This window comes from Variovorax sp. PCZ-1, assembly GCF_018413605.1.
GTDB lineage: Bacteria > Pseudomonadota > Gammaproteobacteria > Burkholderiales > Burkholderiaceae_C > JANMDU01.
The window spans coordinates 244,648-261,555 of the sequence record NZ_JAHCDN010000003.1 but is presented as its reverse complement, the minus strand read 5'-3'; the positions used below and the strand labels follow the sequence as shown (position 1 = coordinate 261,555).

At 55.0% G+C, this 16,908-nt stretch carries 16 protein-coding genes; 3 read left to right on the top strand and 13 right to left on the bottom strand.

The window, feature by feature from the left end; all coding sequences use genetic code 11:
• Positions 1-5 precede the first annotated feature (5 nt).
• From hpaH to KIH26_RS14515, 8 genes are all read right to left on the bottom strand, one after another.
• Complete coding sequence (gene hpaH, locus KIH26_RS14550; RefSeq protein ID WP_213446401.1) at positions 6-839, bottom strand: 2-oxo-hept-4-ene-1,7-dioate hydratase; 834 nt, start codon at positions 837-839, stop codon at positions 6-8.
• A 3-nt stretch (positions 840-842) separates the two neighbouring features.
• Positions 843-1,274, bottom strand: a complete 432-nt coding sequence (locus KIH26_RS14545) for a 5-carboxymethyl-2-hydroxymuconate Delta-isomerase (protein WP_213446400.1) — start codon at positions 1,272-1,274, stop codon at positions 843-845.
• Between the two features lie 7 nt (positions 1,275-1,281).
• Positions 1,282-2,157, bottom strand: coding sequence for a 3,4-dihydroxyphenylacetate 2,3-dioxygenase (hpaD, locus tag KIH26_RS14540; RefSeq protein WP_213446399.1), 876 nt, complete (start codon positions 2,155-2,157; stop codon positions 1,282-1,284).
• 307 nt (positions 2,158-2,464) lie between these two features.
• Positions 2,465-3,931, bottom strand: coding sequence for a 5-carboxymethyl-2-hydroxymuconate semialdehyde dehydrogenase (gene hpaE / locus KIH26_RS14535; RefSeq protein WP_213446398.1), 1,467 nt, complete (start codon positions 3,929-3,931; stop codon positions 2,465-2,467).
• Positions 3,928-4,683 (bottom strand): fumarylacetoacetate hydrolase family protein, encoded by a 756-nt coding sequence (locus tag KIH26_RS14530; RefSeq protein WP_213446397.1) that lies wholly within the window; start codon positions 4,681-4,683, stop codon positions 3,928-3,930. The genes hpaE and KIH26_RS14530 overlap by 4 nt, the downstream gene beginning before the upstream one ends.
• Positions 4,680-5,342 carry a fumarylacetoacetate hydrolase family protein gene (locus KIH26_RS14525; protein WP_213446396.1) on the bottom strand — a complete coding sequence of 221 codons (663 nt, stop codon included), beginning with the start codon at positions 5,340-5,342 and terminating at the stop codon, positions 4,680-4,682. Before KIH26_RS14525 ends, KIH26_RS14530 begins: the two co-directional genes overlap by 4 nt.
• Positions 5,339-5,809: a homoprotocatechuate degradation operon regulator HpaR gene (gene hpaR / locus KIH26_RS14520; RefSeq protein WP_213446395.1), complete on the bottom strand. Its 471-nt coding sequence runs from the start codon at positions 5,807-5,809 to the stop codon at positions 5,339-5,341. Before hpaR ends, KIH26_RS14525 begins: the two co-directional genes overlap by 4 nt.
• Positions 5,810-5,820: 11 nt before the next feature.
• Positions 5,821-6,591 carry a Rossmann-fold NAD(P)-binding domain-containing protein gene (locus KIH26_RS14515; RefSeq protein ID WP_213446394.1) on the bottom strand — a complete coding sequence of 257 codons (771 nt, stop codon included), beginning with the start codon at positions 6,589-6,591 and terminating at the stop codon, positions 5,821-5,823.
• 51 nt (positions 6,592-6,642) lie between these two features.
• Here KIH26_RS14515 and KIH26_RS14510 point away from each other — a divergent pair, with 51 nt between their 5' ends.
• From KIH26_RS14510 to KIH26_RS14500, 3 genes are read left to right on the top strand one after another with little or no spacing between them, the layout of a single operon-like run.
• On the top strand, positions 6,643-7,236 hold the full coding sequence (locus KIH26_RS14510; RefSeq protein ID WP_213446393.1) for a LemA family protein: 594 nt from the start codon (positions 6,643-6,645) through the stop codon (positions 7,234-7,236).
• Between the two features lie 57 nt (positions 7,237-7,293).
• Positions 7,294-8,199, top strand: a complete 906-nt coding sequence (locus tag KIH26_RS14505) for a TPM domain-containing protein (protein WP_213446392.1) — start codon at positions 7,294-7,296, stop codon at positions 8,197-8,199.
• A 1-nt stretch (position 8,200) separates the two neighbouring features.
• Positions 8,201-8,725, top strand: coding sequence for a TPM domain-containing protein (locus tag KIH26_RS14500; RefSeq protein WP_213446391.1), 525 nt, complete (start codon positions 8,201-8,203; stop codon positions 8,723-8,725).
• 165 nt (positions 8,726-8,890) lie between these two features.
• On the opposite strand, the gene KIH26_RS14495 is transcribed toward KIH26_RS14500, so the two are convergent.
• From KIH26_RS14495 to KIH26_RS14475, 5 genes are all read right to left on the bottom strand, one after another.
• On the bottom strand, positions 8,891-10,417 hold the full coding sequence (locus tag KIH26_RS14495) for a M48 family metalloprotease (RefSeq protein ID WP_249661343.1): 1,527 nt from the start codon (positions 10,415-10,417) through the stop codon (positions 8,891-8,893).
• A 242-nt stretch (positions 10,418-10,659) separates the two neighbouring features.
• Positions 10,660-13,095, bottom strand: a complete 2,436-nt coding sequence (locus KIH26_RS14490) for a GspE/PulE family protein (protein WP_213446390.1) — start codon at positions 13,093-13,095, stop codon at positions 10,660-10,662.
• Complete coding sequence (locus KIH26_RS14485; protein WP_213446389.1) at positions 13,092-13,883, bottom strand: 3',5'-cyclic-nucleotide phosphodiesterase; 792 nt, start codon at positions 13,881-13,883, stop codon at positions 13,092-13,094. The genes KIH26_RS14490 and KIH26_RS14485 overlap by 4 nt, the downstream gene beginning before the upstream one ends.
• A gap of 14 nt (positions 13,884-13,897) precedes the next feature.
• Complete coding sequence (locus tag KIH26_RS14480) at positions 13,898-16,168, bottom strand: CHASE2 domain-containing protein (protein ID WP_213446388.1); 2,271 nt, start codon at positions 16,166-16,168, stop codon at positions 13,898-13,900.
• A gap of 74 nt (positions 16,169-16,242) precedes the next feature.
• A complete protein-coding gene (locus tag KIH26_RS14475) occupies positions 16,243-16,893 on the bottom strand; it encodes an FHA domain-containing protein (protein ID WP_213446387.1) in 651 nt (216 codons plus the stop codon).
• Positions 16,894-16,908 lie beyond the last annotated feature (15 nt).

The following is a 16,908-nucleotide window of genomic DNA, read 5'->3' as shown; positions in this document are numbered from 1 at the left end:
TGTCCTCACACAAATTTAAATTGGAGCTTGCCATGCACCCCGTAATCCACATCAAAGACATCACCCACTTTCGCGGGCACAGGCTTGGTGAATGAGCCCGCGAGCACGATCTCGCCTACCGCCAAATGCTCGCCCCAGGGCGCCAGCTTATTTGCAAGCCAAGCAATACCCACAGCAGGATGGCCTTGCACACCTGCAGCCAAACCCGTTTCTTCCACCACGCCGTTGTAGCGGCAAATCGCGCCGACCCATGGGAGATCCACCGTCTCTGCGTTCATGCGATAGCGCGAATCAGTTAATGGATCCCCCAACACGATGCCCGCATTCGCTGCGTTGTCGCTGATCGTGTCAAACACTTTGCGCGGGGTTTTGGTGTGGCGATCAAATTGCTCGATGCGAGCGTCGATGATTTCTACAGCAGGCGTGACGTAATCCGTTGCAGCCATCACATCTTGCACGCTTGTGTTTGGCCCGCGCAGTTCGCGCTTCAAGATAAAGGCCAGCTCCACCTCCACACGTGGTGCGATGAAATTTTTGTGCGGTATCTGCAGCACCTCACCGCCTTTGCAGGTGTAGCGCATGGTATCGAGCAGTGTGCCGTAATCCGGCTCATCAATATTGCTGGAGATTTGCATGGCACGAGAGGTCAAGCCAATTTTGTGGCCAATCACTTGTCTGCCTTGTGCCGCTTTGATCTTCATCCATGCGCGATTGATGCGGTAGCCATCCTCCATCGTCATGCTCGGATGCCGTTTAGAGAAATGCTCCACCTGCGTGCGAGTATTTTCAGCTTGCTCCAGCTCTTGAGCAAGTTGCGCGATCAATGCGTCATCCAACATCGTTCATACCTTCTTAAACAGCGGATGAATCGAGCTGTGCTTCTCATCAAAAGCCTCATGCCCTTCGTCGATCTGGACTGTCACGCCAATGTGCTCCGTCTGTAATAACTGCTCGAAATGCGCTTTCGCAGCCGCAGATATTGCGCGGCCAGCTATTGATTTAGTAGCATCTGTGCGCCCTCGCCCCATGCGCAGATTCATATACACAAACGCATAATCGCCCGAACCACCGGCCGCTTTACTTGCTGCGCCGCCATCGGCAATTGCAAAATGCGCCGCAGGGTAGGCAAGCACGCGTGTGCCACCTGTTGGATACACTTGCGCACCCGACTCATCGCGCACAGCCAGCATGGCATCAGCCATCTTCCTGCACAGCGCAGTCATATCGGTCTTCGTCTCTAAATTCGACGTGTAGTAAATCACGAGGTGTGGCATATTGTTCTCATTTCATTAAAGGCACGACAGGAAAAATCGCGTTGATCTGCCCCGTGCCGCTGGAGCCGAAATACGGTGTGATCACTTCCACTTTTTCTTGGTAGTGAAAATTCTCAAATGCACCACCGACCACGCCATAGAGCATCGCGGTATCGTGCATATCGCCTTCGCCCCAGCATTTATCCGCATACATGGGCAGCATATCGACCACAGCTCGATGTTCGCCTCTTTCCCAGAGTTCGACGACGCGCAAATCGATTTGCTCCAAGAATGCGTCATACACCTTGAAGGCGTACTCTGGCGCTTTGCCGTTGTCTGCAAAGTGATGGCTCAAGCTGCCGCTGGCAAACACAGCCACTGTGCCATCGTATTTTTCTTCAATAGCGCGACGCAGCGCAAATCCAAACTTCTGACTCTCGCGCAGATCATGCCAATCGCACCAAGCGCTCACGCAAATCACTTTGTAATGCTGATCGGCATTCATGTAGCGCATGGGCACGAGCGTGCCGTATTCGAGCTCGAGCGAGGTATCCGAATGCGCGCGGGATTTCACGCCCATCTCATTGGCCATGTCTGCAATCGCGTGGCCAAGCTCTGGGTTGCCATGGTATTCATACGGCATGTTTTTAATAAAGTGCGGCAGCTCGTTGCTGGTGTAGAGGCCTTTGAAGTGTGGTGCGCAGTTAAGGTGGTATTCGCTGTTGACTTGCCAATGCACATCGAGCACGACGATGGTGTCTACGCCGGCTTCTCTGCAGCGCTTGTCAATTTCTTTGTGGCCCGCAATCGCTGCGTCTCTCTTGCCAAAATTCGGCCCCGGAAATTCGCAGAGGTACATGCTGGGGACATGGGTGATTTTTGCGGCTAGTGCTAGTTTGCCCATCGTTCTCTCCTTTTTATTCCGCTCCCAAGAATCAGCGGGCGCGAGCCTCCGCGAATGTCCCCCGCCGGCTTTGCCGTCTCCTCCTTTATTTCGCTGCGGCTCACGCCCGCTGCCTCTTGTGCGCTACTGAATAGTGATCGCAGACTGCATGCAACCTTCCTCACCTGAGCCGAGGGTTGGGGTATCCCACGCAGCGAAATAAAGGGGGAGGCACGCGCGAAGCGCCAGCCGGAGGACATTCGCGGAGTGGGATACCCCAAGCGTCGGCGATTGTGACAAAGGTTGAGAGAAGCAAGCGGCAAAACCATCAAACACCCCAATGAGGAATATGGTGCGAACCCAGCGACACCGCCACATTCTTAGGCTCAAGAAACACCTCATAGCTCCAAGTGCCACCCTCGCGCCCTGTGCCACTGGCCTTTGTGCCGCCAAAGGGTTGTCTCAAATCACGCACATTTTGGCTGTTCACAAAACACATCCCCGCTTCAATCTGAGCTGCCACGCGATGTGCGCGGCCAAGATTTTCTGTCCACACATAGCTGCTCAAACCATACTGCGTATCGTTAGCAATGCGCACTGCATCCGCTTCATCTTTAAACGGAATCAAACAAGCCACAGGGCCAAAGATTTCGTCTTGCGCGATCTTCATGCGGTTATCGACATCGGCAAACACCGTAGGCCAAACATAGTTGCCACGCTTCACTCGTTCAGGCAACTCAGCCGCATAGCTCGGCATGTCAATACCTCCACAAAGCATTGACGCACCCTCTTTCGAGCCCAGATCAATATAACTACGCACCTTCGCCAAATGCGCTTGCGAAATCATCGGCCCCACAATCGTTTTCTCATCCAGCGGATCGCCCACTGTGATGCGCTTGGCTCGCTCTGCAAACTTATGTGCAAAATCTGCATAAATACTCTGCTGCACGATGATCCGACTACCTGCTGTGCAACGCTCGCCATTGTTAGAGAAGATCATAAAGACAGCCGCATCTAAAGCACGATCCAAATCCGCATCTTCAAAAATCACAAATGGCGATTTACCGCCCAGCTCCATGCTGAATTTTTTTAGACCTGCACTCTGCACAATACGGTTGCCCGTGGCTGTTGAGCCAGTGAACGAAATCGCGCGCACATCCGGGTGCGCACACAAAGGCTCACCCGCTTCTTTGCCTGTGCCGTGCACGATGTTGAGCACGCCCGCCGGAATACCGGCTTCGAGTGCCAGCTCGCCCAGACGAGAAGCCGTCATCGGTGAAAGTTCGCTCATTTTGAGAACGGCTGTGTTCCCAAAAGCCAAACAAGGCGCAACCTTCCAAGTGGCCGTCATGAAAGGCACATTCCAAGGCGAGATCAAAGCGCACACGCCAACGGGATGAAACAGCGTGTAGTTCAAATGCGTGGGCGTGGGATAAGTGTGGCCATCCACACGCGTACACATCTCCGCGAAATAATAAAAATTATCAGCGGCGCGCGGAATGAGCTGCTTGCCCGTTTGCGCAATCACTTGCCCGCAATCATTCGTCTCCATCTGAGCAATCTCAGGCACATGCGCGGCGATCAAATCACCGAGCTTGCGAATCAGCTTGGCGCGCTCGGGGGCGGGCATGCCCGCCCATTTAGGGAAAGCTTCTTTGGCAGCGGCAACTGCGGAATTCACTTCTTGTGCGCCACCCGCTGCAACCTCTGCCAATACTTCTTGCGTCGCAGGATTGATGGTTTCAAATGTTGCGGCACTTGTCGTATGCTTGCCGTTGATGAGATGAGAAATCATGAAGTGCTTTCAATCGTGTTTTGCAATGAGCCAATGCCTTCAATGCTGCACTCAATCTGCGCACCTGGCTGGCAATCAACCACGCCATCGGGCGTACCCGTGAGGATGAGATCGCCGGGGCGCAGGGTCATGAAGCTGGTGAAGTATTCAATGAGCGCGGGGATGCTGAAGATCATGTCTTTTGTGTTGCCGCGTTGCGTGATTTGGCCGTTGACGATGGTTTGCAGATTCAAATGCATCGGATCAGCAATGTCTTTCGCATCGACGAGCCACGGGCCGAGTGGTGTGCAGGTGGGGCGGCCTTTGACGCGGAGATTGGGGCGATACCAGTTTTCCAGATAGTCGCGGATGGCGTAATCGTTGGCGATGGTGTAGCCCTGCACGAAGTCGTAGGCATCGGCTTGCTTCACGTTTTTTGCTGTGCGCCCGATCACCACGGCCAGCTCGCATTCGTAATGCATCATCTTTACGCCATGCGGGCGAAGGGTGTGCTCGCGGTGACCGATCAGTGAGCTTTGGCCTTTGAGGAAGGCGAGCGGCTCGCTCGGCGGTTTGAAGGCCAGTTCTTTGGCGTGATCGGCGTAATTCAGGCCGAGGCAGAGGATGGTGCGTGCTTGCGCCACAGGTGCAAGCGGTGGCAGCCAGTGCACCGCGTCTTGGCGCACGCGTTGCCCATCAGACAGTAAGAGCATGCCTTCTGACTCTTGCGCGCTGTGCTCACGGCCTTGGTAAATCACACGGGCGTGCTTCATGCGGCCTCCTGCAGGATCACCGTGCGCGTGAGGACTTGGCCATTCATGCGCGCTTCCACCACATCACCCGCTTTCACCAGCGGCGCATCGGGTGGGCAGCCGAGCATGAGCACATCGCCAGCTTCCCAGGCGATGAATTCACCGACCCGCTGCAATTGCTCCAGCGCCGAGCATGTCCAATCTGATGTTTGATACCTGTGCGCACAAACGCCATTCACCCAAGTCTCGATACGTTGATCTTTCAAATCATTCTCAGACCACGATGCACTGGCTTGTGGCAAACCCAGCGAGCCATCGAGCGCATTGAAGCGCAGTGGTGGCCGATAGAAGCTGCTGTGGGGCAAACTGAAATCGCAGAACAACGCAATTCGCCAATCTTCAATCACTATATTTTTAATAGCATCTTGCGCAGTTTCTACGCCGGCGACGGGCTGATTTGGTCTATAATTCAAGCCTATGCAAGCGCGCGCGTGAATAGGCGCATGCGCAGCGGATAAGCGCAGCGCTTGGCCAAACGGGTTGAATGTATTGGCTGGCTTGATGTAGAGCACCGGAGCATGGGGTGGCGCGTTGTAGGGTGCTTCATAGCTTGCATCGCCCAGCGCTTGAAGCTCAGCGCTGTGATGCATGAGACTTCCATAGACGGTTGCGAGCATCATGGCTTGGCTCGCTTTCGCGCTGTGGGCAAAGGCTCAGCAGCTGGCACAGGCATGGCAATCACTTCATCGAGCAGGGCATAGAGCTGCAGCAAGCGCGCTTTACCCAAGCTCGTTTCCATGCGCGCGTAATGCGCCTCGATCGATTCGGAAAGCTTGACCACCAAACGCTTGCCTTTGGCGCTGGCACGGATCACTTGCCGGCGCGCATCCTGGCTATCAGCCGCTCTCACAATCAAACCATCGCGCTCCATGCGCGTGAGCACGCCCGAAAGACTGGGGCCGAGCAAAAACGCGCCTTGCGCAATTGTGCTCACATCGCATTCGCCCTCTTCAGCCAACACGCGCAGCACGCGCCATTGCTGATCTGTGAGGCTATGCTCACGTAAGCCAGGGCGGAAATGCTCCAGCACGGTTTCGCGCGCTTGCAGCAGTAGGCGGGGGAGGTTGCGGTGCGCAAAAGGATTCATTAGTTAACATGTTAATTAATCTCTCTTGCATTGTCAAACCGGGTTTTCACGGCAGCCAACAAATCTGTTGAGTTGATCTGCGAGAACGCCCACATCTCGTGCTGCGAAACCACTGTGATGCCGCTTGGTGCGGTTTGCAGGAAAGCATCCACGATTTCGGCAATTTTTGTGGGGCGTACAGGCTGCTCTTGCGCAGGCACCATGAATTTGAAGATGCCCAGCATCCAATGCGCGAGGGCGGCCAGTGGATGCTTGTGACGCAAAGCCGCGGGCTTTTCTGCGCTGCGAAAAATCAGCAGTCGCTCAAAACCCGTCGCCGCCAAAGCCTGCTCATCCAGCGAGGCCAAGCCCTGCTTGAGCGATTCGGGCAGTGTGCCTTGCGCATAGGGCAACACCACAGCCAATGTGCTTGCGCCACTCGCATACAACCAAGCGGCAAGCTCCGTGAGCTGAGCTGGCTCGGGCGTCCACAAAGCGCGCTCGCGCTCATAAAACATTCTGGGCGGCTCAAACATCACCACGGCAACATCAGACGACAGATTGACCGGCCAACCCGCGATATCACCTGCAACCAAATGCAAAGAGAGTTGGCGCATGCCCTGCTGCACGCGCTCGCGCGCCAGCACCTGCGTATGCGCATAGCGATGCACTCCCACGAGCCGACGCAGCACAGTATTGCCGAGCACGCCGGTAGCGCCGGCAATCAGCAAATCTGGCTGCTTTGGTGTAGCTTGGGATGGCTTTTGAATCGCAGCAATGGCTTGAGATGGGGAAACTTGCATCCATCTATGCTACTGTTAGAACCTGTGCACCCAAAACCGAAGAGGAACGCTATGAAAAAATTACTTTTATCTGCCCTTCTGATCTGCACCGCCTTGCTCACAGGCTGCGGCTACAACGATTTCCAGCGCTTGGATGAGCAATCCAAAGCTGCTTGGAGCGAAGTGCTGAATCAGTACCAGCGCCGCGCTGATTTGATTCCGAACATTGTGAATACCGTCAAAGGTGAAGCGGGCTTTGAACAAGAGACGCTGGTGAAAGTGGTGGAGGCGCGCGCTAAGGCCACCAGCATTCAAATGACACCAGAAATGCTGAACGATCCTGAAGCCATGAAGAAATTTCAAGCGGCACAAGGTGAGATTGGCTCAGCGCTCTCTCGCCTGCTCGTCGTCACGGAAAACTACCCCAACTTGAAAGCCAACCAAGGCTTCCAAGATCTGCGCGTGCAGCTTGAAGGCACAGAAAACCGCATCACCGTCGCACGCAACCGCTACATCAAAACCATCGAGGAATACAACGTGCTCGCACGCAGCTTCCCGAGCAATCTCACGGCAATGATTTTTAGCTACTCGCCCAAGCCCGGCTTCACGGTCGCCAACGAAGCGCAGATCACCACTGCGCCCACGGTAGACTTCAACAAGAAGTAAATTTTTAAGCGTTTTAAGCCATTCGCCGGCATAGAATCTGCGCGGAGTGCTCACTAATTGATAGTAATTAGACGCCTATTCAGAGCTTGGCTACTCGCGGGCGCATTGCTCGCACCGTTTGCAGCGCTCTCGCAGCAAGCCGTGCCTGCCCTCTCTGGCCGCGTGGTGGATACCGCGCAAATTCTCTCCGCTGGCGAAGCTGGCAGTATCGAAACACAGCTGGCACGCATCGAACAAGAGCGCGGCTCGCAGATCGCCGTGCTGCTCGTCAACACCACAGCGCCTGAAGACATCGCCAGCTACGCCAACCGCGTAGCCAACGCCTGGAAAATCGGGCGGCGTGATGTGGGTGACGGCGTTCTCATCGTGATCGCCAAGGAAGATCGCAAGCTGCGCATTGAAGTGGCGAAATCTTTGGAAGGTGCGATTCCTGATCTTGCCGCCAAGCAAATCATCAGCACCTCGCTTGCACCTGCACTCAAAGCAGGGCAATACGCTCAAGGCATTGAAGCCACGATTGAGGCGCTGGATAAACGCATCGGCGCTGAGAATCTCCCTGCCCCAAATGCCGAGCGCGGCTTCAATCCACAACAACTCGGCTTTGAGTGGATGGATTTCTTCATCTTCCTCTTCTTCGCTGTGCCCATTGGCGGCGCAATAGCCAAAGGCATTTTCGGCAACAAACTCGGCTCCCTCGTGACAGGAGGCGCAGTGGGCGGCATCGCCTTCTTCATCACCGCGAGTATGGTGATAGCTGGCATCGCCTTCTTTGCCGCGCTGATCTTCACCTTGATCACCAGCTTTGGCAGAGCTGTCAGTGGCAGGCGTGGTTATTCACGCGGCTACGACGGTGGTGGTTGGTCAACCGGCGGTGGCGGCGGCTGGAGCAGTGGCGGAGGTGGGGGTTTTAGCTCCGGCGGTGGGGGTGATTTCGGTGGCGGCGGCGCGAGTGGAGATTTTTGAGATGAAACAGCGCAGCTTCTTCGGAAAACTGACCCGCATCTGGAAACACCGCTGGATGGACGACAGCGATGTGCGCCGCGCCGTGCCGCCCGAGCTGCTCGCTAAGCTAGAGCGCTTCACGCAGGCAAGCGAAGCAAGACATAGCGGCGAAATCCGCATCTGCATCGAAGCAGGCCTGCCCATGAGCTATTTGTGGCGCGATGCCACGCCACGCGAACGTGCCATCGCCATGTTCGGCAAACTCCGCGTGTGGGACACGCAGCAAAACAACGGCGTATTGATCTATCTCTTACTCGCCGAAAATGCTATAGAAATAGTAGCTGATCGCGCTGTATCTATGCCGCCGAACAGCACTTTTTGGCAAGAAACAGTCGATCATTTAAGCGCGCACCTCAAACGCGGCGATTTCGAACGCGGGCTCACGCAGGCGCTAGAAGAAATCTCTGCGCTGCTGATGCAGCACTTTCCTGTGGATGCCAACGCAGCCAATCCAAACGAGTTGAGCAATCGGCCTGATGTGCGGTAATCAGCTGCGAGCTATTACGTTTGCAGGATTGCGCTAGCCGTGCGTTTTGCGCAGGTAAAGGAGGAGGCGGCGAAACCAACCCTTCGAAAATGAATAAAACCAAATGCCGCCGGGGGACACGGAGCAAAACGTGCAGCTAGTGCGAGCCTGCGGATACAACGAATCTCACTGCACCACCATCTTCACCAATGCCCCAGGCTGCACCGTCCCCGTGGAATACACACCATTCATGAGCTTGAGCTGCTGCTCAGGCAACGTCGTCATCGGCGCAGTTCGCGCTAAATCCGCAAAACCACCGCGTGGCAAAGCTGTTGTGCGCAGCACCCACGGTTTCGCCGCTGCAGTGTCTTGCGCACTCATGCCTCGGAAGCTGCCTTCGGTCTCGCGCAGAAAGCTTCGGTTGCGCTGCACTGTGGCTGCATCTTTGCCAGCGTAGATCATCAAAAAGTTTTGCCCACCAGCTCCTGTGGCTACAGTGAGCTCCACAGCTCGCTGCCCGCCTTGCGCTTGCACAGCGCCGTTGAAGTGCGTGGCTTGCAGACCATTGAGCGTGTAGCGCTCCGCGCGGCCAGAAACAGGCTTGACGACATTGCGAATGATCTCCTCATGGTTTCGCCCCGCGTTCGGTGGTGCGAGCTGTACGATCAGCGCAGCATCGCCTGCAGGATTCACAATGGTCAGCTGCTCCTCTTCATTCACAATCCGCCAACCTGTGGGCGCGGTCATCGCAAAATTCAAAGTGGAGTGGTAAAAATTTCGCCCACGCGTGAGCCCCTGCTCCGGGCTTTCGCCAAAGGCCATGCCATCGATGATTTGCAGATAACGTATGCGGCCTTCGTCTGCATAGTTTTTATTCGCCTGATACTGAGCCGCGATTTTGTTGATCGATTCCAAGCGTTGATCGTTGCTCGGATGCGAAGCCAGCCAGGAGTTGCCGCCTTGCGGCGCAGGCCGACCTTCTGCACGAGCGACTTCAACTGCAAAGCGCTCCTGATCTTTGAGCACGCGGATCACATCAATCATGTTGCGCGGATCGTAATTCACCCGGCTCAAATACTCAGCGCCCAAGCCATCCGCCTGCAACTCTTGCTCACGCCCATATTTGGCTACGCGCCCCGCAGCAGCCATGCCAGCCACTTCACCGATTTGCTGACCAATGCCGCCACCGCCTTTGGCATCCAGCACCGCGCCGAGCACATTGCCCAGCAAACCTACCAAGGCCGCATCTTGCTGCCGCGTTGCGCGCTGCGCACCATGCCGCGCCGTCACATGCCCGATCTCATGACCAATCACGCCCGCCAGATCAGCCTCGCTATCCAAATAAGCCATGATGCCGCGCGTCATATACACATAGCCGCCCGGCAGCGCAAACGCATTGATCTCCGGGCTATCCAGCACGGTGAACGTCCACTTGAGCTGATTGCGGTGCGAGAGTTTGGCCAAGCGCTGGCCGATGTCGTTCACATAGTTTTGAATGCGATCGTTTTTCAGCACGCCGTATTCTTTGAGAATTTCTTGATGCGCCTTCGCCCCTTCGCGCACCTCATCAGCCTCGCTCATGACCGAGCGCTCTTGCTGGCCAGTGACGGGATTCACAGTTTGCGTGCCGCAGCCCATGAGTGCAGCAGCAGCGATGGCGCTGAGTGCCCATTTTTTGGTGCTGGGTGTCCAGAATGTGAGTGCATTTTTCATACGAAATCTCCGCTTAACGAGGCAATCGTATCACCATGAAGCAAAACTCGAGTCTGCCATCAGGCTGTGCTTGGGCTATCTCCCGCAGCGACATAAAGGAGGAGCCGGCGAAGCCGGCGGGGGACAGTCGCGGAGGGAGGTAGCCCAAGCGCAGCCACTCCATCCAAAAATAATCAAACTACAAATTTAATAGCACTCTGCGCAGCAAATACGCCGGCGAAGTGCTCAAAAGATCATCAAAACTACTTGATGCACACCATCCGCACTTGCTTGATATCGGTGAGCCCCATCATCACCTTTTCCATGCCATCCATCTTCAGTGTGCGCATGCCGCCGCCCACCGCGGCGATGAACAAATCCGCCACGCGTGCTCGCTCTTGAATCAGCTTCTTCACGGTGTCATCGCCCACCAGCAACTCGTGCAAACCAATGCGGCCTTTGTAGCCCGTCTTGTTGCACTTATCGCAACCTACGGGGCGATAAAAGCGCAGGCTGCCATCTTTGCCATAAGTATCCGTCCAAGTTTGCAGCAGCTCTTGCTGCGCACCACCAGGGTCAGCAATCCAAGCGGCCGTGTGCTGCAAATCTTCCGCGTATTCCTTGATGAAGGCTTTGATCTCTTTGGCATCAGGTGTGTATTCTTCTTTGCAATCACACAGCTTCTTCGCCAAACGCTGCGCGAGGATGCCCAGCAGCGCATCCGCAAAGTTAAACGGATCCATGCCCATATCGAGCAAACGGATGATGGATTCAGGCGCGCTGTTGGTGTGCAGCGTAGAGAAGACGAGGTGACCTGTGAGCGAAGCTTCCACGCCCATGCTCACCGTTTCCTTGTCGCGCGATTCGCCCACCATGATGATGTCTGGATCAGCGCGCAAGAAGGCACGCATGATGGTGGCGAAATCAAGGCCGGCTTTCTTGTTCACCTGCACTTGGCGCAAACCCTTTTGCGTGATCTCCACAGGGTCTTCCGCTGTCCAGATTTTGGTGTCAATCTTGTTCAAGAATTTGAGCACCGAATGCAGCGTGGTCGTCTTACCAGAGCCTGTAGGACCGCAGACGTAGAAGAGACCATAAGGCTTGGAAACCGTGCTCTCCAATCGCTCACGGTTGTGCGGCGTGAGGCCCAGCTTATCCATCGGAATGGGCTCGCCTGAAGCCAAGATGCGCATCACCACATCTTCCACGCCACCCGCTGAAGGGATGGTGGCTACTCGCAGCTCGATATCGAGCGGGCCATATTTCTTGAATTTGATCTTGCCATCTTGCGGCTTGCGGCGTTCGGAAATATCCAGATCGCACATAATTTTCAGGCGAGTCACCAAGGCTTGGCGGAAGCTCGCGGGCACTTCAATATAGGTTTGCAAGCTGCCATCAATACGAAAACGGATGCCGGTTTTTTCTTTGCCCGGCATCGGCTCGATGTGAATATCTGAGACGCGCTGGTTGTATGCATCGATGATGACTTTGTTGACGAACTTCACCAACTCGTTATCTGCAGCAGCGGATTCGAGTGATGAGTCATCGGCATCTTCATCCAGCGGTGAATTCAAGTCCGCCAGCAGTTCATTGATCGAGCCGCCTTCAGCACCCGCACCGAAAAACTGCACGATGGTTTCTTCAAACTCAGTCTGCGTGGTGACGCAGTATTTGATTTTGGAGATGCGCGGCAGGATTTGCTGCACGATGCGCGAGCCGCGCACTGCCTCGGGGTCGAGGCACATCACCACCAACCCCTCGGGCGTTTCTTCCAGCGGAATCCAGCCTTGCGAATGCACAAAATCCAGCTTAAGCGGTGCATGCAGCATTTCAGAGCGAATACGCCCAGCTTTGAAAGGCTCGTAATCCACGCCGAAGAATTTAGCCAGCGAAGGGCCAATCTGCGCAGGCCGAATGCCAAACTCGGCCATGAGCACATGCTCCACCGATTTGGATTGCTCACGCGCTTGGCGCACGCAATCGCTGAGCTGCTCAGCGGTGATCACACCCTCCTTGAGCAGCCCGTCGTATTTGGTGGCCTTCTTGCGCGCCGCATCGTCGATCAGCTTTTGCGCTTTTTCAGCGCGCTGGCGAATGGCGGTTGCTAGTGTTTTGCAAAGTTGAGTGGCGCCCTCCAGTTCAAGCTCTCCAAAAGGGCTATCGGCCTTGCTATTGATCACTTGCAACACGCCATGCAGTTGCTCGCCATCCATGATCGGCATCACCAGCATTTGTTTGGTGCGATAGCCTGAGCGCTTATCGACCTCTTTGAGGAAAGCCAAGGAAGGGTGAATGCGCTTCAAAGCTTCATCGTCATACACATCCGCGATATTCACTGGCTGCTTGGCCATCGCCACATAGCCTGCGATGCTCTGCACGCCAATCGGCAGCTTCAAATCTTTGGCCACATTCAGGCCAGTCTTGAACTTGGAGACAATGGCTGTGCCATCTTCATTCACAGCATAGAGTGTGAGGCGATCTGCATTGAGTAATTTGCAAATATCTTCGCTCGCATCGAGCATGAGCTGATCGATATTCTCTGTATCGTGAATGCGTGTGGTGACTTTCTGCAGCTGCCGGTAGAACAAGACCTCAAAAGTCATCCCCCGTTTCTCAGCGGGGAGCATCTGCGAATCGAAAAAGGCTTTTTCTGCTGCGGAACTGGTATTTGACACGGAAGGCTTGAGAACAGCATTCATACGGTGAGCTCCTGACCGGCGCGCAGCCAGCGGATATCGTGCGTGACGTTCGGGCCAAACGGTTGAGTTTGGTCAAAGCGCTGGATCTCCTCCATGATCTGCTCCGTCTCGGCGGGCTTGGTGTGCGTGATGTAAATTGGGAAATGCTTGGTCTTGTCAATCTGATCCAGCTCATCGGCCAGCACATTGGGCGAGAGATGCAGGCTCAGATGCGCCAACTGCTTTTCGCGATTGGAAAACGCCGTCTCGATCACGAGCATGGCTACATTCATTTGATTGATACGTTTCCAGAAAGCGGGGTTGCGCTCCGTATCTCCTGAGAATACCCAGCAGCCTGCGCCAGCGGTGATCGCATAGCCCACGGCGGGCACGGTATGCACAGCAGGTAAAGCCTCCACCATTTTGTTGGCGATGCGCAGGCGTGCGCCTGTTTGCAGTGGGTGAAAGCTCAGGAAAGGCTTTTCTGCACTAGGGATTTTTGTGAAATCCGGCCAAATCGTGTTGTTGAAAATGTATTGCTGCATGGCTGCAATCGTTTCGGGCAGGGCATGTACGCGCAGGGCCTGCGTGCGCATGGAAGCCACCGAATCGATCATCAAGGGCAGATTGGCAATGTGGTCCAAGTGTGAGTGCGTGATCAGTACATCATTGATCGCAGCCATCTCGGGTAGGGTCAGGTCGCCCACGCCCGTGCCTGCATCCACCAGCAAATCCTCGTCTACCAAGAAGGAGGTGGTGCGGCAATCTTTGGCGATGGCTCCTGAGCATCCCAGAACCCTGATTTTCATGAGGCGCGGCTTCCTTATTTCGTCTCAAAATTTGTTGCGCCATCCCAACTCGGGTCAAATGGCAGCTGACGCATAGAGGCTACACGCTCTGAGTACAGTTGGTAAAGGTATTTTTTCGCAGTTTTGCCGCTCTTGGCTATTTGGCTACGCTCAATATTGAGCATGTGCAGATCGCATTGCTCCCAATCCTGAGCGCGATACGATTTCAAGAACGTGTTCCATAGCTTGATTTCATCGCCCAGCTCCTTTGGCAAGCGATCCAGCGGTGCCAAAGGCCAATAGATGGTGACGGCCTGATCCTTGCCTTTCACTCGCACGCGATCCAGCTCTTGCCATGCAAAGTCAGGCGCAAGTTTTTTGGTGCTTTCAGCCACGACGATATCTACGCCATAGGTCTTGGACAAACCCTCCAAGCGTGAGCCCAGATTCACCGAATCACCAATCACGGTGTAGCTTTTGCGAATACTTGAGCCCATATCGCCCACACACATCATGCCGGTGTTCAGACCGATGCCAATACCAATTTCTGGCAAGTTTTTGCTGCGGTGCTCTTCATTGATTTTGCGCACCTCACCCGCCATCTCCATCGAGGCTTTCACAGCCAGCGCGGCATGCTCAGGGGAATCCACAGGTGCTCCCCAGAAGGCCATCACGCAATCGCCCATGTATTTATCGATCGTGCCCCGGTTGTTACGGATCACATTCGTTAAGCGACTGAACACATCGTTGAGCAAGCCCTGCAATTGTGTGGGCTCCATCGTCTCGCTCATTTTGGTGAAGCCGCGCATATCGCAAAAGAGTACGGTGAGCTCTTTGCTTGCGGCCTTCATGTTGTAGCTGTCGGGGTCTTTGACCATTTCATCGACCAACTCTGGCGGCACATAGGTGCCAAACAGATTGGCAATCTGGCGCTTGGATTTGCTTTCCACGAAGTAGCCGTAGCTCATATTGAGCGCAAAAGCCGTGAGCGCCATCACCAAGGCTGTCGCCAAGGGCAGCACCAGCCCTGCGCCCAAATACAGCCAGAAATTCATACCCACCAAAGCAGCAATCACAACAGCGCTGAGCGCTACAGCTTTAGGTGCAGACAGCAAGGGCAGCGCGAAAGCCAAGATCAGGCCGGCAAACACCAGCACAATCACCTCATAACCCACGGCGTAATCGGGCTTCACATAGATGCGCCCATCGAGCAAACCAGAGATGACGTTGGCATGGACCTCCACACCGGGATATGTCTCGCCCACGGGCGTGACGCGCAAATCGAGCAAACCAGGCGCTGTGGTGCCGATCAATACGATCTTGCCTTTGAGCGCATCTGCGGACATACGGCGCGCCAGCACATCCGCAGCAGAGATGTATTTGAAAGAGCCGCCAGACACATTCCCCGCTCCGCGATAAGGCACGAGCGCAGCCACGCGATCATCCACAGGAATCGCCAAGCTCTTGCCGTCCTGCTTGAGCAAAATGCTTTCAAGCCCTTGGTAATTGCGCGAAAGAAAACGCTCTTGTGGAAAACCAGGCTCAACCTGGGGCAAGCCAGTCAGCACGCGAAACATCGCTAGGGAAAAAGATTCGTAATACTGCCCTTTGTATTCAGACAGCAAAGGAATTGCACGAATCACCCCATCTGGATCGATCACAGGATTGATCGATCCCGCCATCGGCGCGGCTTTGGCCAGTTGCTCGATATTGGCACCGTAGCCTGAAAATGTAAAAAACTTGATCGGGCGACCCTGCAAGGCTTGCTTTTGCATGGCCGCTTTAGGCAATACGCCATTGGTGAATCCGTCGCGATCACTGGTCAAGTAGTAACTCAACACAACCGGCCGCTTCTCCAGAGATTTGGCAAACAAACCGTCGTAATCCAAACTCGCTTCCAGTTGGCTCAAACGTTCCGTAAATCCTGGCTGATCCTTCAATTCATTGCCAGCCAGTTGCTTTAAGCGCTTCATGCCTGAGCTCTCATCAGGCTCGGGAAACAACACATCGAAGCCAACGATGGCGGCTTTTTGCCGCTCAAATAACTCATCGGTCAGCGTGGCAAGCTTGTTACGCCCCCAAGGCCAGCGGCCTACTTCTGCCAAGCTTTTTTCGTCAATATCGACGATGACGATACGATCATCCAGCGTTTTGGGCATCGTGGCGCGCAAACGCGTGTCGTAGATGATGTCATCCAAGCGCTGGAGCACTGTGATGGGAAGGATATTAGCTGTATGCAGCAGCGCAAGCAACAATGGGATGAGCGTGACCAGGATTCGGGGCCAATGCCTGGTCAAGAGTTGCATGATGTCAAGAGCCTCTGTGTGTCTGCGAGGCAAAGCAGGGCGTCAGAGAGCTTTCTAGCAGCCTAAACTGCAGTTCAGGCGGTAGCAAACTGCATTTGTGTGCCAGCCAGCTCCAACACATCACCATCCTTGAGGGTGACAGGTTCAGCACCAATCGGCTGGCCGTTCAATGTCGGCTTGCTCGAACCTTCGACATGTGCAACAACGAAGCCATGGGGGCGTTTGGTGATCGCTGCCACCGCAACGCCTGGTTTGCCGATGGTGGTCACGACCTTCACAAGCGGTACTTCGCGGCCTGCTGCCGCGCCCGAAAGCACTTTGATGGCCGCGTTTCCTGCAGGCGCAGCAGGCATGCTTGGCGCAGCTGAAGGCGCAGTGGCCCCAAGACCCGCAGAGCCAGCCTTGATCACCATCGTGCGCTCGAAGCCTTCGGCTTCTTGCTCATTGACATACTTGATCTTGTACTTGCCTATTTCAATGGTGTCGTTGTTCGCAAGTTGTTGCTTTTTCACTGCCTTGCCGTTGATATAGGTGCCGTTGGTGCTGTTCAAATCCTCAAGGCTCACTTCGTTACCGGCGAGTTGAATCACAGCGTGCTCGCCGCTGACGGCCAGATTGTCAATCACGATATCGTTGTACGGACGGCGACCGAGCGTGGTGCGGTCTTTGGTCAGTTGTACTTCTTTGATGACGACACCGTCGATCGACACGATCATTTTCGGCATGGTCGGCTCCTGTTG